Raw genomic sequence first — 16,424 nt, forward strand, 5'->3', positions numbered from 1 at the left:
TTGCTTCAGTGGCCATAGTCGAGTTCATAGGTCGGGTTGTCGAGGTACCAGCGGATCGTGTCGGCCAGGCGCGGCTCGATCTGGTGTCCGGGGCGCCAGTGCAGGCGCCACTGGGCCCGGTTGACGGCGGACGAGTAGCGGGCATCATTGCCAGGGCGATCCGGGACGAACACGATCGGCGGCTGCGTCTCGGGCCCGAGCAGGTCCTCGCCGACCAGCCGCGCGATCTGCAGGTTCGAGCGCTCGCAGCGGCCGCCGAAGTTGTAGGTCTCGCCCGGCGCGCCGTGCACCAGCGCGGCCAGCAGGCCTTCGCAGTGGTCGTCGACGTGCAGCCAGTCGCGGACGTTGCCACCTCTTCCATGTAGCGTCATCGGCTCGCCGGCCGCGCACTGCCGGACCAGCGTCGGGATCAGCTTCTCGGGATGCTGGCGCGGACCGTAGTTGTTCGAACTGTGCGTGATGATGGTCGGCAGGTCGAAGGTGCGCCGGTACGAGCGCACCAGGTGGTCGCTGGCGGCCTTGCTGGCGGCGTACGGGTTGTTCGGCGCGTAGGGCGACGCCTCGGTCCAGGACGCTTCATTCGGGCCCAGCGAGCCGTAGACCTCGTCGGTCGACACGTGCAGGAAGCGAAACCGTTCGTCGTGGTCCTCGGCTCGCCAGTACTCGAGCGCGACCTCGAGCAGGTTGTTCGTGCCCATCACGTTGGTGCGCAGAAACTCGTCACGGCTCTCGATCGAGCGCGCGACGTGCGACTCGGCGGCCAAGTGCACGACGGCATCCGGGCGGAACGCTTCGAAGATCACCTGCATCGCCCAGCGGTCGCAGATGTCGGCGCGGTGCAGCGCGCGGTTCGGCTCAAGGTTCGCGCGGCGGCCGGCGTAGTTCAGCACGTCGACGATCTCGACCTGGTGGCCGGCGCGCTCGGCAGCCTCTACGAAGTGCGAGCCGATGAACCCGGCCCCCCCGGTCACAAGTAGCCTCATTCTTCGTAGCCCTGCAGATCAGCGCAGGCGGCGACCATCGCGCCAATGTCCCCGGCTGCGGCAGCTTGTTCGGCATTCGCAAGCGAGACGCGCAGCATCGCCACCAAGAAGGCGCCGGGCGCGCCGATGGATAGCGCGTTCTCAAGGATGCCCCGGCAGCGCGCTTGCTGGCGCGGCAGTTCGTCGGCGAGCGTGTTCATTCGATGATCCTTTTCAGGGTGCTGCACACGTTGGTGACGTCGGCCTCGGTGAGGAACGCGTGGTATGGCAGGCCGAGCAGGTGCTCGCGCAGCGTCTCGGTCACCGACATCGGCCCCCACTTCGCGCAGCTGAAGAACTGCGCGCGCTCGTCGAGGAACGGCCGATACCAGAGCTTCGCTTCGACGCCGGCGCGCGCCAGCTCGTCCTGCGCTGCGGCGGCGCTCACGCCTTCCGGCAGCAGCACCGGCAGCAGCGTGCGCATCGGTTGTTTGCCGCGCTGCAGGCATAGGCCCGACGGCAGGTGTTCGGCATACCAGCGGTCGACATCGGTGCGCCAGCTGGTCACGTGACGCAGCGACGCCAGAGCGGCTGCTGCGTGGTACTCGCTCATCCGCGCGTTCGTCCCGCCGGGCCCGAAGTTCGCCAGCGACGCGACGCGCTCTCCGAGCAGCAGGTCACTGGTCGCGATCACGCCGCCCTCGCCAGCGCCGAGCGCCTTGGTCGCGTTCAGGCTGTACGAGACGATGATCTCCGGTACCGGGCTGGTCTTCTGCCCGTAGATCGCGCCGGCCGCATCGATCAGCACCGGCAGGTTTGTGCGGTAGTTGAATCGCTCCCACGGCTCGATCGGCACCGGCAGGCCGAACGCCGCGATCGGGATCACGGCGCGGATCGAGCGGTCGTTCGCCACGAGCTGGGCGGCGAGACCCGCGTTCAGCTGCCAGGTGGCGGGATCGACGTCACACAGCACCGGCACGTGGCCGGCATTGACCACCGCCTGCGCGGTCGCGACGAAGGTGACCGCCGGCATCAGCACGCCAGCGCCGCGCGGCAGCTCCAGCGCGCGCAGCGCCAGCTCGAGAGAGACGGTGCCGTTCGCGACCACGGTGCACGGCGAGCGCGTCAGCGCAGAGAGCTCGAGCTCCAACCGCTTCACCAGCGGGCCGCCCTTGACGTAGACCCGCGCCTCGTCCATCTGCCGCAGGTACGGCAGCAGCTCGTCTGCCGTCGGCATCGACGGGATCAGCACCTTGATCATGCTTCCACCAACTTCTGCAAGATGCTCACCAGAATCCCGACCGGGACGTAGACCCAGTACAAGAGCCACATCACGTCGGACGCGCCAACGCGCATGAGGATCTGGTACACGAGGGAGTACCAGATCGGAACCACGATGAACGTGCTGAGGAGCGCCGAGATCACCCTGATTTCTTTCATCCGATCACCATCACCCTTCCGTGCCCGTTGCAGTTCGGGCAGATCGTGAAGACGCGCTTGCGGCCGCCATCGCAGGTCGGGCAGGGGAGATGCCGCAGGCTCAGCAGCGGCTTCGGCGTCGTGAAGCCATAGATCGACGCCACTGCGCTGGCGATCTTGTTCGGCAGGACGGTCACAGCTCGCCGCCTTCGCTGTCGGTCATCGGATGCCACTCGAGCAGCTCGGGACGCTTCCAGGCAGCAGCTTTGCGAAATTGCGCGATGCGTTTCTCGCGCGGCCCGAGCTGGCCAGCGAAGTTCGCTGGCACGCGCGCGCACACCTCGGCGTCTTCGCGGAACACCTGCTCGTTCAGGCGCGCGACCGAGTCGAAGAACTCCGGCATCGGCCGCGTGGTCTCGGCGGCGTAGAGCCTGTGAACGAAGTTCGTGCGGCCATCGGCGCGCGGGAAGTAGTGCTGCAGGCTGTAGCTCCAGCCGCGGGTGCTCGACAGGCACGAGTACGGGAACAGGTGCGCGTGCACGTAGTCGAATCGCTGCTCGTGCTTGAAGAAGCGCGTCAGGTGGCCCAGGCGCTGCGCTTCGGAGGAGAACTCCTCCATCGACGAGCCGTTGTCGAAGAGCTGCAGGTGCTTCTGCACCAGCGCCAGCTTGGCCAGTGAGTCGGTGTGCACGTGGGCGACGTGCTCGAAGTCGAGTGCGTTCTCGACCGCGACGGTCCAGTGGCAGTCCATGACGAACTGCAGCGTGCTGTGCAGGCGCAGCGGCGGCACAGCGGCGAGGAAGTCGAAGATTGCCTCCGGGGCGCAATGCGGAGCGTGAGGCGGCGCATCGGACACGAGCAGCCAGTCGCCAATTTGACCGGTTTCGAAGCGCTTGACGTTGCCGGCCGTGGTGAGGCGCCCGTGGTACGCGCAGCGCGGCTCGCGGTTGCCGCGCAAGCCGTCGAAGATGCGCGCGCCGCGATGCCCGCACCGGTTGTCAAAGCCGACGATCTCGCCGGCGATGTTGGCCAGCGCGATCTCGCCGTCGGCCTTCCACGGCAGCAGCACATAGTCCCCCGGCTCGGCGAGCTCAGAGAGATGGGCGACGGGGTGCCAGTGGCTCATGCGATCTGCCGCGCCGGATTGCCGAACACCGTCGCACCCGCCGGCACGTCCTTGACGACCACTGCGCCGGCGCCGATCACCGCGTCGTCGCCGATCGTCAGCCCGGGCAGCACACGCGCGCCGCTGCCGAAGAAGACGCGATCGCCGACCTTGACCTTGCCCGTGATGTCGACGTGCGAGCTCAGCGTGCAGAAGTCGCCGAGCACCACGTCATGGCCGACGCCGCTGTACGTGTTGACGATCACCGATCGGCCGAGCACGGCGTTCGCCGATACCAGGCAGTGCGGCAGCAACAAGGAGCCGGCGCCGATCTCGCACTCGCCGGTGATGGTCGCTGAGCACGCGATGAAGGTCGCGCCGTCGACACCGAGCTGTGCGGCGATCGCGGCGCGCATCGCGGGCCCGGCCACGGCTAGATAGAGCTCGTCGTCTTCGCGCGCCTCGTCCTGGTATCCCGACAGCGCGCCCAGCCAGGTGCACACGAACGCGGGTACCAGGTCGTCGATGAAAGTGATCGAGTTCGCGCAGCCGTCCATGCGCAACCAGCCCATCAGCTCGCGGCCCAGCGCACCAGCGCCGGCGATCACGATGCGCTGGCGCGGCAGCTCCGCGCCTGACTTGCGCAGGCGCTTCAGCGCCCGAAACACGGTGCTCGGATCGACGCCCTCGGCGCGCGCTGCCGCGGTGATCGCTTCGCCCGAAGTGTGGCGCCTGAGCGCGCGTTCTGTGCCTGCCGTGATGCGTCCTGCCATGGGCGTGCATCCTGCATTGCGCGCATGGCGTAGCGCAATGGATCGCGCGCCGTTCAAGCGCGCAAACGCGCTAGTTTGCGTCGGCGTGTAAATGCCCGGTCCATAGCATCGCGGCATGAGCGACGACACCACGATTAGCCACCCGATGCTCAAGGGCGTCAGCGCTGTCGTCGTGACCGCAGGAGGTCTGACCTGGGGCGAAATCGCATCGATCCTTGCAGGCATCTACACGCTGTGCCTGATCACCGAGTGGGCGTGGAAGAAGCTGGTGAAGCCGCTCGCGATCCGGAAGGGATGGATCAACGGTAAGCCGCGCCCCTTCCTGGAATCGACGGGTCGCGGCGACCTGTAGCGGCGCGGACCGACATGGGCATCGCCGAGAACCTGGCCATGGCCGAACGGCTGCCCGAGAAGCGGCAATGGTTGATCGACCGCATCAACGCGATGCCGCTCGGCGACCAGCGCGCGCTGTCACTGCGCTTCGAATTCGGCATGAACACCAACGAGATCGCCGCCACGCTGGGCTGGTTGCCGCGCGAGGCGATGGCATCGCTGAACCGCTCGATGCGCATCCTGCAGGGCGCGTTCGAGCCGCCGCGCACCGAGCCGGGTGACGGGGTCGGGCCACTGCAGCTGAATGGAAAGCCCATCCCATGAGCCCGAACCTCAAGGCCTTCCTGGACATGATCGCCTTCAGCGAGATCGGCCCGAAGCTGCTTGCCGCCTCCGACAACGGCTACGACGTGCTCGTCGGCGGGACCCGGTTCATCGGCTACGCCGATCACCCGCGCAAGCTGGTGTGGTTGCCTCGCCTGAACATCAACAGCACCGCAGCGGGCCGCTATCAGCTGCTGGCGCGGTACTTCGACGCGTACAAGGTCCTGCTGAAGCTGCACGACTTCTCGCCGACCAGCCAGGACGCGATCGCGATCCAGCAGATCAAGGAACGCCGCGCGCTGCCGCTCATCGAGTCGGGTGACTTCTCGGCGGCCGTCGATCGCGTGTCGAACATCTGGGCGAGCCTGCCGGGCGCGGGCTACGGCCAGCACGAGAACAAGCTTGCGGCGCTGCAGCAAGCCTACGTCGATGCCGGCGGCGTCGTCGCATGAGTGAGGACGGTGCATCGTGGCCATCTTCAAGCATCCCGACGGCACGTATCACCGGTACCCGTACGTGAAGCCGTCTGAGCCATCGAAGCCGCAGGGCGACCAGCCCGGCGAGTGGAAGCAGGTCCAAGGTGCGCGCCGTGGCATCGAGATCCATCGCGACGGCAAGACGATGCGCAACACCGCGCCGACGTCATGAGGATCTTCCATAGCATCGATGCCGCCCGCGCCGACGCGCACCCGGGCGTCTACGTGATGGCCAGCACCGGCCCGGTCTACGCGCTCATGTCGGTCGGCGAGCGCGAGCGCGTACTCAACGACCCGGCAACAGAGCGCGCCTGGGCCACCGTCGAGCGCACCAAGCCATTCCACGACGTGACGCTCGAGGCCGACACCGGCTGGCACGACGACGACCTCAAGGGAGCGTGACCCGTGGAGTGGAAAGACATTGCGGCCACCGTCGCCAAATCCGCCCCGATGCTCGGCGGCCTGCTCGGCGGCCCAGCTGGTGCTGCGATCGGCGCCGTCGGCTCGATGATCGCGTCGGCCCTCGGCGTCGCTCCGACGCCCGACGCGGTGAGCCAGGCGCTCACGGTCAACCCCGATGCCGCGGTCAAGCTGGCGCAGATCGAGAAGGATCGGCAGGTGGAACTGCAGGGTCTTGTCGTGCAGGCGGCCGCGAACCAGCTTGCCGCCGAGACCTCCTCGATCCAGGCCGTCAACGCGACAATGCAGGCCGAGACCAAGTCGGAGCACTGGGCCTCGTGGTCGTGGCGGCCGTTCAACGGCTTCATCTTCGGGGTCAGCTTCTTCGGCGTGTACTTCGTGCTGCCGTTGTGCAAGATCCCGGTGCCGTCGATCCCGTTCGAAGCATGGACGGCGATGGGGGCGATCCTCGGCGTCGCATCGTGGTTCCGGGGCAAGGCCCAGGCGGATCCGGCGAACCCGGCCGCGGTGCGCGGCTGACCTGGAGCGCGCGCAGGGTCTAGCCGGGAAGCTTCGCCCGCGTGTTGATGCTGGTCGAGTCCATCGCCCGCTCTTCGGGCGTTTCGGGTATTTGTCGCACTTCGCACGAGCCCGGGACTCGCACCGCCTCCGGGTGACGGGCGAGGGCGGTCACCTCGTCCATGTGGTGTCGGGTCTTCACCTTCTTCGTGCCCTGGAGGTTCCAGATCGTCCAGAGCCAGTATTCGACGCGCTTCATGGCTTCCGGTTGGCCCACTGCCGCGCCGCCTCGCGCGGGTCCATCTCGCGGTGCACGGTCCATTGGTCAACCGCGACGACGCGCGCGAACTTGCGGCCGATGTCCGGGCGGAAGTCAACGATGAGCGCGGCCTCGAACCGGCTCAGCCAGTCGTCCTTCGTCAGCGCCGGCGTCGGCGCCTCGGGCGCAGGCGGTGCTCGAGCTGCTCGCGTCGATCGAGTCTTGGCGTCCTTCGTCATTGGGTGTACTGCGCGGAAACAAGCCTTCTAGATGGACATGTCAAAGCCGGTGGTAACGCCGAGGTCACGTAGGTCGTCAAGTCGTCGGTCGATGGACAGCTTGGCGACCGTCCGCGCGTTTTCCTCAGCGTGAGCAGAGGTGTCGAATACTGCTTCAGGGAACTCCTGCCACGCAGGTTCAGCGTTCCGCGGCTGAGCCAAGAAGCTGGCCTTGAATTGCCTACCAGACGAAAGGAGCACTGCATCGATGTCCATCCAATCTGTCTGTGGCATCGGGACTTCAGCCCACCGAGTGGTGATGGAACAGCCCTTGTAGTGCGAATGCTGTCTGTTCGTCATGGTTCCCTCCCTGGACGCAACTTTTCATCATGCGCTCGGACGCGCAGGCCGGTGTAAGGCAAACCCCTTCAGGAAGCGCGCTGGCGTGCTCATCGTCGGGATGGCTGGCCTGACCGGTGGAAAGGTGTTAAGGCGCCGGCGGGGACGCGGAGTCTTGTGGATTCGGGAACACCCAAGGAGTGAAGATTGTCAGGATGTCCTGAGCGGCCTTCAGCAGCACTGTGTGCGGCAGCGGGAACCCGCCGAGATTGACCTGCAAAAGGTACTCAATGTCGGCATCCACTGGCTGCGACATGGTCGTTGGCATGCCAATCGGGTGAGAGCCGTCCAGCGTGTTGGCGACGCGTCTGATCATCTGCTCGGTGGTGATGCGCACGACATCGGGGTCGGTACTGCTGCGCCGCATCCGCACGCATTCGCCGTCAAGCCACCTTGGAAAGTTGACGCGGGCGATCGACTCGCCGCCGCTTTTCAGTTGGCCCGGCGCGTCGATGTCTCGAACGATCAGAATGTGGCTGACTTCAGTGGTCTCGATTTGACCGTAAGCATCAGCGTTTGGCTTGACGTTAGCGCCGACGTGCCAGTTGCCGCCTCCCAAGACGGCGGGGGCTCCGCCAAGTCCGAATAGCCCTCGCATACGAATGCCCCCGGGAAGCAGGGCCAGGACAAACGGTCTTGGGCCGATGGTCTGCTTCAGCTTGCGTGCGGGCGACGCGTTTCTGAACAGCATCGTCGACGAGGACTTTGGCAAGGTGCCTGGCAACTGGCTCCGCAGGTCGGCCCAGATGCGAAGCAAGTGCGAGAGGTCGAGCAGTGCGACAGCGTCGTACGTCTGCAGCGCCATCTCGTAGTGGCGCCTCAGGCGTTCCAGTTGCATTGGGAGATTGCTTGTCGCCACAGTCCGCCTTTCGGTCATCGGACGCAGCGGGTACCCAGCGCCGGGCACTGGATATTAGGCAACGCCCAATATCTACCTAATATCCGATCCCAACGAAAAGGGGCCTGTATTGCTACAGGCCCCGTCGTTATTGGCTCCCCGACCTGGGCTCGAACCAGGGACCTACGGATTAACAGTCCGGCGCTCTACCAACTGAGCTATCGAGGAACAGCCTTGCATTATAGCTGGCTTTCCCAGGCCCTCAGAGATCGACCTGCACCGACAGCCGCACGGTGCGGGGCGCCATCGGGTACAGGTAGACGTGGCTGAACTCGTAGGGCGACTCGCGCCACGCGCGCTTGTCGAACAGGTTGTCGACCCCGGCGCGCCACGTCGCCTGCGCGCCGGCGAGCTTGGTCTGATAGCGCAGCGCGGCGTCGACGCGCGTCCAGCCGGGCGTCGTCGCGCTGTTGTCGGGCAGGACCATGCGCCGGCTCTCGTGCGTCAGCCCGGCCTGCAGGTTCAGGCCGGGCAGGGTGGCGACGTCGTAGGCGGCCTGCAGCTTCAGCGTGCGTGCCGGGACATTGGTCGGCTCCATGCCGTCGAGGCCCGCGACCTGGCTGCCTTCGACCCGCGCGCGCAGCCACTGCGCACCGCCGCGCAGGGCCCATGGGCCCTGGCGCCACGCGGCGTTGGCTTCGACGCCGCGGTGGTGTGCGCGGCCGTCGAGCTGCGTGGTGCAGGTGTTCGCGACGTCGCAGAAGTCCTGCGTGCGCGGGCGCCGGATGTCGAACGCCGCGAGATTCCATTCGAACGCGTCGCTCGCGCCCTTCAGCCCGATCTCGGCCTGGCGGCTCTTTGTCGTGAACACCTCACCGGCATTGGTGTAGTTCGTTCGGTTCGGCACGGCGCTCGATTCGACCCCCTGGCCCCAACTGGCATAGACCAGTTGATCGCGCGCGAACGCGTAGCTCAGCGCGATCGACGGCGTCGTGAACGCATCGGAAAAGTCGCTCGGGACCGTGCCATCGGTACGAACGCTCTCGCGACGGATGCGCGTGTGGCGCAGGCCGAGCCAGGCGGTCAGGTTGTCCGTCAGCGTGATCGCGTCGCGTGCGAAGAGCTCGGTCGAGCGCTCGGTGAGGTTGGTGTTCGGCACGGTACCGAGTTGCGGCAGCGTCGGGATCAGCGTGAGGCCGTCGACCGTGCCTTCGCCGACGATCGTGCCGTCGTCCACGCGCGGCTGCAGGCGGCTCTTGAAGCGTGACTCGAGCACGCCGAAGGCGAGTTGATGCTTCAAGGTGCCGGTGCTCGCCTTGCCCTCGACGGAGAGCTGCACGGTGTCGGTGGTGCGGCGTTCGTTGTCGCTCTGGTAGGCGTAGTAGTCGAAGCTGCCGTCGGAGCAGTAGCGGTCGAAGTTGCCTTCCTTCGAGCAGCCGAACGGGAAGGCCAGTCGGTCATCGGTGCGCAGCCGCTGCGTGGCGGCGTGAGCGATGAACTTCCAGTCGCTGCCGAGCTTCTGCTGCCAGCGCAGCGACGCGGTCGTCGCGTTGAACACGACCGGCAACGACCATGGCTGGTTGTTCAGGCTGATGCGCGGGTCGCCGGGCTGCGGCACGGTGTTGCCGAGCATGCTGAAGCCGGGCTGGCTCGGTTGCGAGCGGTGACTGGTCTCGACCTCGGCCTCGAGCAGCGCATCGGGGCTGATGCGCCAGTCGGCGGCAAGCGCGAACAGGTTGCGGTTGCCTCGGCTGTCACGCACCATCGGGTCGAGGTGCGCGGCCGCGGCGTTCAGGCGCACGCCGAAGGCCTGGTCGGCGCCGAAGCGCTGGCTCAGGTCGAGCGCGCCGGTCACGCTGCCGGGCTGGCGCCACTCGAGGCTCACCGAGCGCAGCGGCGCGTCGAGCGGGCGCTTGACGAGGTAGTTGACCAGGCCGCCGGGCGCGCTGGTGCCGGCCTGCATGCCGCTGGTGCCCTTGAGGATCTCGATGCTCGCCTTGTTGTCGAGCGGGATCGAGGTCTCGGCGCTGATCGGCAGCCCGTCACGGCGGAAGTTGAAGCGGTTGTCGAGCACGTAGCCGCGCACGGTCAGAGAGTCCCAGTAGCCCTCGGCGTTGTAGGCGTCGCTGACCGCCGGGTCGATCGCGGTCAGGTCCGAGAGGCGCTGCGTGCCGCTGTCCTTCAGTTGCTCGGCGCCGAACACGCTCGCCTGGATCGGCGTCTTCGCGAGCGGCGTGTCGCCCCAGCCGCTGACGTTGACCGGCGGTGTCGCGCGCCCGGTGACGGTGATCGGTGGCAACTGCGTGGTCGGCGGCGTGGGCGATGGCGCGGTCTGCGCGCCCGCCTGTGCCGCAACAAGCCATGCGGCAGCGGCGATCGGAGAGAGAAGGCGGTGTCGTGTGGTCAAGCGTGCCATCGTGGTTCCGTGGTCGATGGCAGGTCGGCGGGCCCAAGGGAGCAGCACGCGAGGTGATGCGGCCTGGGCCGTGCTTCCCTGCGCGAGGATTACCTCAATCAGGTTCAAAGGGACTGTCTCAGTCGGGCCGGTCACGGCCCAACACCCCTAGCGAATGCCGCGCGGCGAACCGCGCGACGGGCGAATTATGGCTCAGGCGCCGGCGCGACGCCGAGTGCCTTGTGCAGCCGCGGGCTGGTGGTCGTGTACTCGAGGTGCACGGGCTGGTCCGGGAACACGCGCGCGGCCGCGCCGAAGGCCGCGAGCGTGGCCTCGTGGAAGCCGCACAGGATCAGCTTTTTCTTGCCGCGGTAGGTGTTCACGTCGCCGACCGCGAAGATGCCGGGCACGCTGGTCTCGAAGGTCGCGGTGTCGACGACGAGCTGCTTGCGCTCGAGCGCCAGGCCCCAGTCGGCGATCGGGCCGAGCTTGGGGCTCAGGCCGGTGAGCACGAGCAGCGTGTCGACCGGCAACGACCGCGCAACGCCATCGACGCCGAGCACCCGCAGCGCCGTCAGCCGGCCATCCGCCTGCTCGATGCCGGTCGCCTGCGCAGCGACGAACAGCAGGCGCTGCTCGGTGCGCAACTCGCGCACTTGCGCGACCGTCTCCGGCGTGGCCTTGTTGAATTCATCGCGCCGATGCATCAGCGTGACGCCGGCGATCGGCGCGAGGCGCAGCGCGCAGTCGAGCGCCACATCGTCCTCACCGATCACGACGATGCGCCGGCCGGCCAGCGCCGCGAGATCGTCCGGCGCGCTGTAGAAGACCTGCGTGCTCTCGAACGCCCGCAATCCATCGACCTTCAGGCGCCGCGGCTGGAACGAGCCGACGCCGCTGGCGATGAACACCGCCTTGGCGCGCCAGCGCGTGCCGGCGGAACTCTCGATCAGAAAGTGCCCATCGGCGTCGCGCTCGACCGCATCGACCTGCTGGCTGAAATGAAACGTGGGACGGAACGGCTCGATCTGCTTCAGCAAGCTCGCGACCAACTCACGCGCGGTGCACCGCGGGGTCGCGGGGATGTCGTAGATCGGCTTGTCGGCGTAGAGCTCGATGCACTGGCCGCCCGGCACCGGCAGCGAGTCGACCACATGCGCGCGCATCTCGAGCAGGCCGAGCTCGAAGACCTGGAACAGGCCGACCGGCCCGGCGCCGATGACGAGCGCATCGGTCTCGATCATCGTGGCCTTATTTGACCAGCTCGCCGAGCTTGCCGGTCTTGTCTTTCCACTCGTCGGCGTCGGGCAGCGGACCCTTGCGCTTCGTGATGCTCGGCCAGTTCTTCGCGAGTTCGGCATTCAGCGGGATCATGTGCTGCTGGTCGCCGGGCACGTCTTCCTCCGGCACGATCGCGTTGACCGGGCACTCGGGGATACAGACCGCGCAGTCGATGCACTCGTCCGGGTCGATGGTGAGGAAGTTGGGGCCTTCGCGGAAGCAATCGACCGGGCACACATCGACGCAATCGGTGTACTTGCAGCGGATGCACGATTCGAGGACGACGTGGGTCATGGTGAAGCTCGGGTGATGTGGGGTTGCAGCGGCGCGTGGGCCGGCAAGGAAAGAAGGATTTTAGGGCTTCGCGCTGACCGCATCGATCGGCTTGCCGACGCGGCCGGCAGCGCGCCCGCTCGCGCGGGCCGGCGCCGGGTTCGGCGCGGGGCTGATCGCGGCCGCGCCGGCGCCGACCGTCACGACCGTCGGCCGGCCGGCGTGCAGCATCGCGGCCTGGCCGAGGCTCGCGACGCTGTGATCGCTGTGCAGATGATCCGGCCAGCCGGCGCGCGAAACCACGCTGACCGGCGTGTCGGCGGGCCAGCCGGCCGCGAGCAGGCGGCGCGACAGCGCGGCAAGCTGCTTGCCGGCCATGTAGACGACTTCGGTGTCGGCGCTGCGCGTGGCCTGCAGCTGGCCTTCGCGTGTCATCGCGGTGGTCAGGCTGACGCTGCGACCGTGGCCGCGCCGTGTCAGCGGGCGCTGCGTCGCGGCGGCGGCGGCGATCGCGGCGGTCACGCCGGGCACGACCTCGCAGGCGATGCCCGCGCGCGCGAGCGCCTCGAGCTCTTCCTCGAGGCGACCGAACACGCTCGGGTCGCCGCCCTTCAGGCGCGCGACGAGCTCGACCTCCCGCGCGTGCTTGACGAGCAGCGCGTTGATCGTCGTCTGGCCGGTGCTGTCGCAGAAGCCGCGCTTGCCGACGTGAACCCATTTCGCGCTCGGCGCGAGCGCACGCAGCGCGGGGTCGGTCAACGCATCGAACAGCACGACGTCTGCCTGCTTCAGGCGCGCTGCACCGCGCACGGTGATCAGGTCGGCCGCGCCGGGGCCGGCGCCGATGAAGACGACCCGGCCCTGGCCTGTGCGCGCGTCGCGCATCAGGCCGCCTCCTTCACGAGCAGCGCGCCGCTGGTGCGGTTGCTGGTCGGGTCGACGATGATCAGCGAGCCGCCGACGCGGTTCGACGCGTAGGCCTCGACCGGCAGCGGCTGCTGCGTCTCGATCACGACATGCCCGATGTCGTTGACCGCGAGTTCGTGCGCGTCGGTCGCCAGCAGCGAGTGGATGTCGAGCCGGCTCTCGATTGCGGTGATGCGTGCCTGCACCCAGCGGTTGCCGTGGCGCACCGAGTACTTGCGGCCGATCACCGCCGGTTCGGTGTCGAGCCAGGCGAGCGTGGCCGAGAAGCGGTTGGTCTCGTGCACCGTACCGGGTGTCGCGATCCAGTCGCCGCGCGAGACATCGAGCTGGCGATCGAGGCTCAGGCCCGCCGACTGACCGGCCTCGGCGAAGTCGACCAGCTCGCCGGCGACGCGCACCTCGGCGACGATGGCCTTCTGCCGGCTCGGGAACAGTTGCACCTCGTCGCCGGCCTGCACGCGGCCATGCGCGATGCGGCCCCACAGCGTGCGCGGCTGGTCGCCGACGCCGCTCTTGTCCGGTCCACCATCGCGGGCCACGTACTGCACCGGGATCAGCAAGTCGCCGACCTTGCGCTCCTGCGCGGTCGGCAGGCTCTCGAGCAGCTGCAGCAGCGACGGGCCGTCGTACCAGGGGGCGTCGAGCGGCTGGGTCACGTTGTCGCCGCGCAGTGCCGAGACCGGCACGATGCCGGCGACTTCCATCTTCGCTTCGTCGGCGAACGCGAGCAGCGAGGCGCGCACGGCTTCATAGGCCTGCCCCGGATCGTCGACCGCGTCGAGCTTGTTGATCGCGAACACGATGCTCGGCACGCGCAGCAGCTGCGCGAGCAGCGCATGGCGCCGCGTCTGCGCGAGCAGCTTGACGGGGTTCGCCGCGGTTGCCAATCTCGTGTCGAGCTTCGTGATGTCCACCAACACGACCGCCGCATCGCTGCCGGCCGCGGCCGTCACCATGTTGCGGGTGTACTGCTCATGGCCCGGCGCGTCGGCGATGATGAACTTGCGCTGCTTGGTGGCGAAGTAGCGGTAGGCGACATCGATCGTGATGCCCTGCTCGCGTTCGGCCTCGAGGCCGTCGGTGAGCAACGAGAGGTCGATCGGTGCGCCCGCCGCGCGCTTCTCGAGCGTGTCGAGCTGGTCGGCCAGGATCGCGCGCGAGTCGTACAGCAGCCGGCCGATCAGCGTGCTCTTGCCGTCGTCGACCGAGCCGGCGGTCAGGAACCGGAGGGCGCGGTGGTCTTTCACCGGCGGGGCTTGCAGCGTGCTCATCAGAAATACCCTTCCTTCTTGCGCCGTTCCATCGACGCGTCCGACGTGCGGTCGTCCATGCGGGTCGCGCCGCGTTCGCTGACCGTCACCTGCAGGGTCTCGGCGACAATGTCGGCGGCGCTTGCGGCCGGGCTCTCGACCGGGCACGTGCAGGTCATGTCGCCGACGGTGCGAAAGCGCACCTCGACCTTCTCGGACGTTTCGCCCGGCAGCAGCGGCGTGACCTCGGTCAGCGGCACCAGCAGCCCCTTGCGGCGGATCACCTCGCGGTCGTGCGCGAAGTACAGGTTCGGCAGCGGGATGTTCTCGCGCGCGATGTAGAGCCAGACGTCGAGCTCGGTCCAGTTGCTGATCGGGAACGCGCGCATGTGCTCGCCGGGCTTGATGCGCGTGTTGAAGAGCGTCCAGAGTTCGGGGCGCTGCTCCTTCGGCTGCCACTGGCCGAAGCTGTCGCGGTGGCTGAAGATGCGTTCCTTCGCACGGGCCTTTTCTTCGTCGCGGCGGGCGCCACCCATCAGCACGTCGAAGCGGTGCTCTTCGATCGCCTCGAGCAGCGCGACGGTCTGGTGGCCGTTGCGCGATTCGAGCGGATGCGAGAGGCGCACGGTGCCGCGCGCGATCGAATCCTCGAGATGGCCGACGACGAGCCGCTCGCCCATCTCTTCGATGCGCCGATCGCGGAACTCGATCACCTCGGGGAAATTGTGCCCGGTGTCGACGTGCAGCAGCGGGAACGGCAGACGGCCTTCGTACTCGCCCTGCGCATTCTTGCGCTTGAAGGCCTTCTCGGCCAGGCGCAGCACGACGCACGAATCCTTGCCGCCCGAGAACAGCAGCGACGGCCGCTCGAACGCGGCGACAGTTTCGCGCAGGATGAAGATCGCTTCTTCCTCGAGCCAGTCGAGGTGTGTGTGATCGAGCTCGGGCAGCAGTTGCTCGACTTTCAACGGTGCGTTCATGGGTGTGATCCGATCATCGAAACCTGGGATTCATCGTGGACATGCAGGCCGCATTCCTTCGCGCCTTCGTCTTCCCACCACCAGCGGCCGGCGCGGAAGTCTTCGCCGACGGCGATCGCGCGGGTGCAGGGTGCGCAGCCGATGCTCGGGTAGAACTGGTCGTGCAGCGGGTTGTAGGGCACGTCGTTCGACGCGATGTAGTGCCAGACGTCGGCCCAGCTCCAGTCGGCGAGCGGGTTGAACTTGGCACGGCCCTTGTCGTCCTGCTCGGCAAACTCCACGGTGCCGCGGTTCGCCGATTGCTCGCGGCGCATCCCGGTGACCCAGGCGCTGCGCTCCTGCAGCATGCGCGACAGCGGCTCGAGCTTGCGGATCGCGCAGCAGGCCTTGCGCAGCTCGATGCTGTCGTACATGGCGCGCTCGCCGTTCTTGCGCACGAAATGCACGACCGATTCGTGCACCGGCTCGAACACATCGACCTCGAGCGCATAGCGCGACTCGATCTGCCCGATCAGGCCGACAGTCTCGGCATGCAGCTTGCCGGTCTCGAGCGTCGCGATGGCGATCGGCAGCCGGTGGCGCGCGATCAGGTCGGTGATCACCATGTCTTCGGCGCCGAGGCTGGTGGCCTGGACGATGCGCATCGGGTGCTCGGCCGCGGCGCGCCGCAGCAGCGCGAGCGCGCTCGCGACGCGGCCATCGAAGCCGGCGGACTCGCGCGCGTACAGCGCAATCGCTTCGCCGCTCATATCGAGGCTCCGGCGTGCAGGAACTCGTCCTGCGCGCGCACCAGCGCGGCGCCGGTGCCGGGCGGCTTCGCGAACAGCGGCAGCGGGTCGTCGGCACCGCCCTGGTAATAGCCGGGAAAGAAGCTCAGCGCGCGGTGCGCGGCGTCGAGCGACTGGTCGGCGCGCAGCACCGCGGCGTCGAAGCCGGTGCGCGCGAGCAGCAGCACCATGTCGACCAGCACCTCGCCGGTCGCGCGCACCTCGCCCTTGAAGCGGTAGCGCGCGCGCAAGGTGTGGGCCTGGCTGTAGGCGCGGCCGTCGACCCACTTCGGGAAATTCAGCTGCACCAGGCTCAGGCGCGGCAGGTCGGCGGCGATCTCCTTGACCTCGGCGTCGTTCGCGAGCTTCACGCCGACCGGCATCTGCTGCGGCCACTGGGCGCGAAACGCGTGCCATTGCTCGACGCTCAGCAGCAGGTACGGCACCGGGTTGATGCAGGCCGCCGGGCCGTCCTCGCCGCCGAGCGCATGCCATTGGTCCTTGTGGGGATCGATGAACTTCATGGG

General features: G+C 67.8%; 25 protein-coding genes, 1 tRNA gene and 1 riboswitch. Of the genes, 6 read left to right on the forward strand and 20 right to left on the reverse strand.

All coding sequences use genetic code 11. The features are described 5' to 3' along the window. Nucleotides 1–5: 5 nt before the first annotated feature. The 7 genes from AC1DTW_RS19770 to AC1DTW_RS19800 are packed head-to-tail and all read right to left on the reverse strand — an operon-like array spanning nt 6 to nt 4,259. Nucleotides 6–983, reverse strand: a complete 978-nt coding sequence (locus AC1DTW_RS19770) for a dTDP-glucose 4,6-dehydratase (protein ID WP_477983090.1) — start codon at nt 981–983, stop codon at nt 6–8. Next, a complete protein-coding gene (locus tag AC1DTW_RS19775; protein ID WP_477983091.1) occupies nt 980–1,183 on the reverse strand; it encodes a hypothetical protein in 204 nt (67 codons plus the stop codon). Before AC1DTW_RS19775 ends, AC1DTW_RS19770 begins: the two co-directional genes overlap by 4 nt. Next, a complete protein-coding gene (locus AC1DTW_RS19780) occupies nt 1,180–2,223 on the reverse strand; it encodes a DegT/DnrJ/EryC1/StrS family aminotransferase (protein WP_477983092.1) in 1,044 nt (347 codons plus the stop codon). Before AC1DTW_RS19780 ends, AC1DTW_RS19775 begins: the two co-directional genes overlap by 4 nt. Beyond that, nucleotides 2,220–2,402, reverse strand: coding sequence for a hypothetical protein (locus tag AC1DTW_RS19785; RefSeq protein WP_477983093.1), 183 nt, complete (start codon nt 2,400–2,402; stop codon nt 2,220–2,222). Before AC1DTW_RS19785 ends, AC1DTW_RS19780 begins: the two co-directional genes overlap by 4 nt. Further along, a complete protein-coding gene (locus tag AC1DTW_RS19790; RefSeq protein ID WP_477983094.1) occupies nt 2,399–2,578 on the reverse strand; it encodes a hypothetical protein in 180 nt (59 codons plus the stop codon). The genes AC1DTW_RS19785 and AC1DTW_RS19790 overlap by 4 nt, the downstream gene beginning before the upstream one ends. Then, the gene (locus AC1DTW_RS19795) at nt 2,575–3,507 is read right to left on the reverse strand and encodes an SRPBCC family protein (protein ID WP_477983095.1); all 933 of its coding nucleotides are present in this window, start codon (nt 3,505–3,507) and stop codon (nt 2,575–2,577) included. The genes AC1DTW_RS19790 and AC1DTW_RS19795 overlap by 4 nt, the downstream gene beginning before the upstream one ends. Then, nucleotides 3,504–4,259: a NeuD/PglB/VioB family sugar acetyltransferase gene (locus AC1DTW_RS19800; protein ID WP_477983096.1), complete on the reverse strand. Its 756-nt coding sequence runs from the start codon at nt 4,257–4,259 to the stop codon at nt 3,504–3,506. The genes AC1DTW_RS19795 and AC1DTW_RS19800 overlap by 4 nt, the downstream gene beginning before the upstream one ends. A gap of 115 nt (nt 4,260–4,374) precedes the next feature. On the opposite strand from AC1DTW_RS19800, the gene AC1DTW_RS19805 reads away from it, so the two are divergent. From AC1DTW_RS19805 to AC1DTW_RS19830, 6 genes are read left to right on the forward strand one after another with little or no spacing between them, the layout of a single operon-like run. Then, nucleotides 4,375–4,611, forward strand: a complete 237-nt coding sequence (locus AC1DTW_RS19805; protein WP_477983097.1) for a hypothetical protein — start codon at nt 4,375–4,377, stop codon at nt 4,609–4,611. A 14-nt stretch (nt 4,612–4,625) separates the two neighbouring features. Next, nucleotides 4,626–4,916, forward strand: coding sequence for an RNA polymerase sigma factor (locus tag AC1DTW_RS19810; RefSeq protein ID WP_477983098.1), 291 nt, complete (start codon nt 4,626–4,628; stop codon nt 4,914–4,916). After that, nucleotides 4,913–5,368 carry a glycoside hydrolase family 24 protein gene (locus AC1DTW_RS19815; protein WP_477983099.1) on the forward strand — a complete coding sequence of 152 codons (456 nt, stop codon included), beginning with the start codon at nt 4,913–4,915 and terminating at the stop codon, nt 5,366–5,368. The genes AC1DTW_RS19810 and AC1DTW_RS19815 overlap by 4 nt, the downstream gene beginning before the upstream one ends. Before the next feature lie 16 nt (nt 5,369–5,384). Then, entirely contained in the window at nt 5,385–5,564 is a 180-nt protein-coding gene (locus AC1DTW_RS19820; RefSeq protein ID WP_477983100.1) for a hypothetical protein, read from the forward strand. Further along, nucleotides 5,561–5,794, forward strand: a complete 234-nt coding sequence (locus tag AC1DTW_RS19825; RefSeq protein WP_477983101.1) for a hypothetical protein — start codon at nt 5,561–5,563, stop codon at nt 5,792–5,794. The genes AC1DTW_RS19820 and AC1DTW_RS19825 overlap by 4 nt, the downstream gene beginning before the upstream one ends. A gap of 3 nt (nt 5,795–5,797) precedes the next feature. Continuing rightward, nucleotides 5,798–6,331 carry a hypothetical protein gene (locus tag AC1DTW_RS19830; protein WP_477983102.1) on the forward strand — a complete coding sequence of 178 codons (534 nt, stop codon included), beginning with the start codon at nt 5,798–5,800 and terminating at the stop codon, nt 6,329–6,331. 19 nt (nt 6,332–6,350) lie between these two features. On the opposite strand, the gene AC1DTW_RS19835 is transcribed toward AC1DTW_RS19830, so the two are convergent. The 13 genes from AC1DTW_RS19835 to AC1DTW_RS19895 form a co-directional block, all read right to left on the reverse strand. Beyond that, nucleotides 6,351–6,569 (reverse strand): hypothetical protein, encoded by a 219-nt coding sequence (locus AC1DTW_RS19835; RefSeq protein WP_477983103.1) that lies wholly within the window; start codon nt 6,567–6,569, stop codon nt 6,351–6,353. Continuing rightward, nucleotides 6,566–6,808: a hypothetical protein gene (locus AC1DTW_RS19840; protein WP_477983104.1), complete on the reverse strand. Its 243-nt coding sequence runs from the start codon at nt 6,806–6,808 to the stop codon at nt 6,566–6,568. Before AC1DTW_RS19840 ends, AC1DTW_RS19835 begins: the two co-directional genes overlap by 4 nt. A 27-nt stretch (nt 6,809–6,835) precedes the next feature. Beyond that, nucleotides 6,836–7,147, reverse strand: coding sequence for a hypothetical protein (locus AC1DTW_RS19845; protein ID WP_477983105.1), 312 nt, complete (start codon nt 7,145–7,147; stop codon nt 6,836–6,838). Between the two features lie 127 nt (nt 7,148–7,274). Beyond that, on the reverse strand, nt 7,275–8,024 hold the full coding sequence (locus AC1DTW_RS19850) for a hypothetical protein (protein ID WP_477983106.1): 750 nt from the start codon (nt 8,022–8,024) through the stop codon (nt 7,275–7,277). Nucleotides 8,025–8,176: 152 nt separating this feature from the next. Beyond that, a tRNA-Asn gene (locus AC1DTW_RS19855) sits at nt 8,177–8,252 on the reverse strand. 34 nt (nt 8,253–8,286) lie between these two features. Beyond that, nucleotides 8,287–10,440 (reverse strand): TonB-dependent siderophore receptor, encoded by a 2,154-nt coding sequence (locus AC1DTW_RS19860; protein ID WP_477983107.1) that lies wholly within the window; start codon nt 10,438–10,440, stop codon nt 8,287–8,289. A gap of 58 nt (nt 10,441–10,498) precedes the next feature. Beyond that, nucleotides 10,499–10,599: riboswitch (TPP riboswitch) on the reverse strand. A gap of 26 nt (nt 10,600–10,625) precedes the next feature. Further along, the gene (locus AC1DTW_RS19865) at nt 10,626–11,663 is read right to left on the reverse strand and encodes an NAD(P)/FAD-dependent oxidoreductase (RefSeq protein WP_477983108.1); all 1,038 of its coding nucleotides are present in this window, start codon (nt 11,661–11,663) and stop codon (nt 10,626–10,628) included. 7 nt (nt 11,664–11,670) lie between these two features. Next, nucleotides 11,671–11,994: a ferredoxin FdxA gene (fdxA, locus tag AC1DTW_RS19870; RefSeq protein ID WP_477983109.1), complete on the reverse strand. Its 324-nt coding sequence runs from the start codon at nt 11,992–11,994 to the stop codon at nt 11,671–11,673. Between the two features lie 60 nt (nt 11,995–12,054). Then, entirely contained in the window at nt 12,055–12,858 is an 804-nt protein-coding gene (cobA, locus tag AC1DTW_RS19875) for a uroporphyrinogen-III C-methyltransferase (protein ID WP_477983110.1), read from the reverse strand. Beyond that, complete coding sequence (locus tag AC1DTW_RS19880) at nt 12,858–14,171, reverse strand: sulfate adenylyltransferase subunit 1 (RefSeq protein WP_477983111.1); 1,314 nt, start codon at nt 14,169–14,171, stop codon at nt 12,858–12,860. Before AC1DTW_RS19880 ends, cobA begins: the two co-directional genes overlap by 1 nt. Then, nucleotides 14,171–15,130, reverse strand: a complete 960-nt coding sequence (cysD, locus tag AC1DTW_RS19885) for a sulfate adenylyltransferase subunit CysD (RefSeq protein WP_477983112.1) — start codon at nt 15,128–15,130, stop codon at nt 14,171–14,173. Before cysD ends, AC1DTW_RS19880 begins: the two co-directional genes overlap by 1 nt. Beyond that, nucleotides 15,127–15,879 carry a phosphoadenylyl-sulfate reductase gene (locus AC1DTW_RS19890; protein ID WP_477983113.1) on the reverse strand — a complete coding sequence of 251 codons (753 nt, stop codon included), beginning with the start codon at nt 15,877–15,879 and terminating at the stop codon, nt 15,127–15,129. The genes cysD and AC1DTW_RS19890 overlap by 4 nt, the downstream gene beginning before the upstream one ends. After that, complete coding sequence (locus AC1DTW_RS19895; protein WP_477983114.1) at nt 15,876–16,421, reverse strand: DUF934 domain-containing protein; 546 nt, start codon at nt 16,419–16,421, stop codon at nt 15,876–15,878. The genes AC1DTW_RS19890 and AC1DTW_RS19895 overlap by 4 nt, the downstream gene beginning before the upstream one ends. Between the last annotated feature and the right edge of the window lie 3 nt (nt 16,422–16,424).

Source organism: Rhizobacter sp. P5_A1, from assembly GCF_056400745.1.

Bases quoted from the DNA above. Each gene is read 5' to 3' on its own strand.
- AC1DTW_RS19845 (WP_477983105.1), bottom strand. From the start codon at position 7,147: ATGACGAACAGACAGCATTCGCACTACAAGGGCTGTTCCATCACCACT.
- AC1DTW_RS19805 (WP_477983097.1), top strand. From the start codon at position 4,375: ATGAGCGACGACACCACGATTAGCCACCCGATGCTCAAGGGCGTCAGC.
- AC1DTW_RS19780 (WP_477983092.1), bottom strand. From the start codon at position 2,223: ATGATCAAGGTGCTGATCCCGTCGATGCCGACGGCAGACGAGCTGCTG.
- AC1DTW_RS19815 (WP_477983099.1), top strand. From the start codon at position 4,913: ATGAGCCCGAACCTCAAGGCCTTCCTGGACATGATCGCCTTCAGCGAG.
- AC1DTW_RS19850 (WP_477983106.1), bottom strand. From the start codon at position 8,024: ATGCAACTGGAACGCCTGAGGCGCCACTACGAGATGGCGCTGCAGACG.
- AC1DTW_RS19890 (WP_477983113.1), bottom strand. From the start codon at position 15,879: ATGAGCGGCGAAGCGATTGCGCTGTACGCGCGCGAGTCCGCCGGCTTC.
- AC1DTW_RS19835 (WP_477983103.1), bottom strand. From the start codon at position 6,569: ATGAAGCGCGTCGAATACTGGCTCTGGACGATCTGGAACCTCCAGGGC.
- AC1DTW_RS19800 (WP_477983096.1), bottom strand. From the start codon at position 4,259: ATGGCAGGACGCATCACGGCAGGCACAGAACGCGCGCTCAGGCGCCAC.
- AC1DTW_RS19810 (WP_477983098.1), top strand. From the start codon at position 4,626: ATGGGCATCGCCGAGAACCTGGCCATGGCCGAACGGCTGCCCGAGAAG.
- AC1DTW_RS19775 (WP_477983091.1), bottom strand. From the start codon at position 1,183: ATGAACACGCTCGCCGACGAACTGCCGCGCCAGCAAGCGCGCTGCCGG.
- AC1DTW_RS19895 (WP_477983114.1), bottom strand. From the start codon at position 16,421: ATGAAGTTCATCGATCCCCACAAGGACCAATGGCATGCGCTCGGCGGC.
- cysD (WP_477983112.1), bottom strand. From the start codon at position 15,130: ATGAACGCACCGTTGAAAGTCGAGCAACTGCTGCCCGAGCTCGATCAC.
- cobA (WP_477983110.1), bottom strand. From the start codon at position 12,858: ATGCGCGACGCGCGCACAGGCCAGGGCCGGGTCGTCTTCATCGGCGCC.
- AC1DTW_RS19795 (WP_477983095.1), bottom strand. From the start codon at position 3,507: ATGAGCCACTGGCACCCCGTCGCCCATCTCTCTGAGCTCGCCGAGCCG.
- AC1DTW_RS19840 (WP_477983104.1), bottom strand. From the start codon at position 6,808: ATGACGAAGGACGCCAAGACTCGATCGACGCGAGCAGCTCGAGCACCG.
- AC1DTW_RS19785 (WP_477983093.1), bottom strand. From the start codon at position 2,402: ATGAAAGAAATCAGGGTGATCTCGGCGCTCCTCAGCACGTTCATCGTG.
- AC1DTW_RS19825 (WP_477983101.1), top strand. From the start codon at position 5,561: ATGAGGATCTTCCATAGCATCGATGCCGCCCGCGCCGACGCGCACCCG.
- AC1DTW_RS19770 (WP_477983090.1), bottom strand. From the start codon at position 983: ATGAGGCTACTTGTGACCGGGGGGGCCGGGTTCATCGGCTCGCACTTC.
- AC1DTW_RS19865 (WP_477983108.1), bottom strand. From the start codon at position 11,663: ATGATCGAGACCGATGCGCTCGTCATCGGCGCCGGGCCGGTCGGCCTG.
- fdxA (WP_477983109.1), bottom strand. From the start codon at position 11,994: ATGACCCACGTCGTCCTCGAATCGTGCATCCGCTGCAAGTACACCGAT.
- AC1DTW_RS19860 (WP_477983107.1), bottom strand. From the start codon at position 10,440: ATGGCACGCTTGACCACACGACACCGCCTTCTCTCTCCGATCGCCGCT.
- AC1DTW_RS19880 (WP_477983111.1), bottom strand. From the start codon at position 14,171: ATGAGCACGCTGCAAGCCCCGCCGGTGAAAGACCACCGCGCCCTCCGG.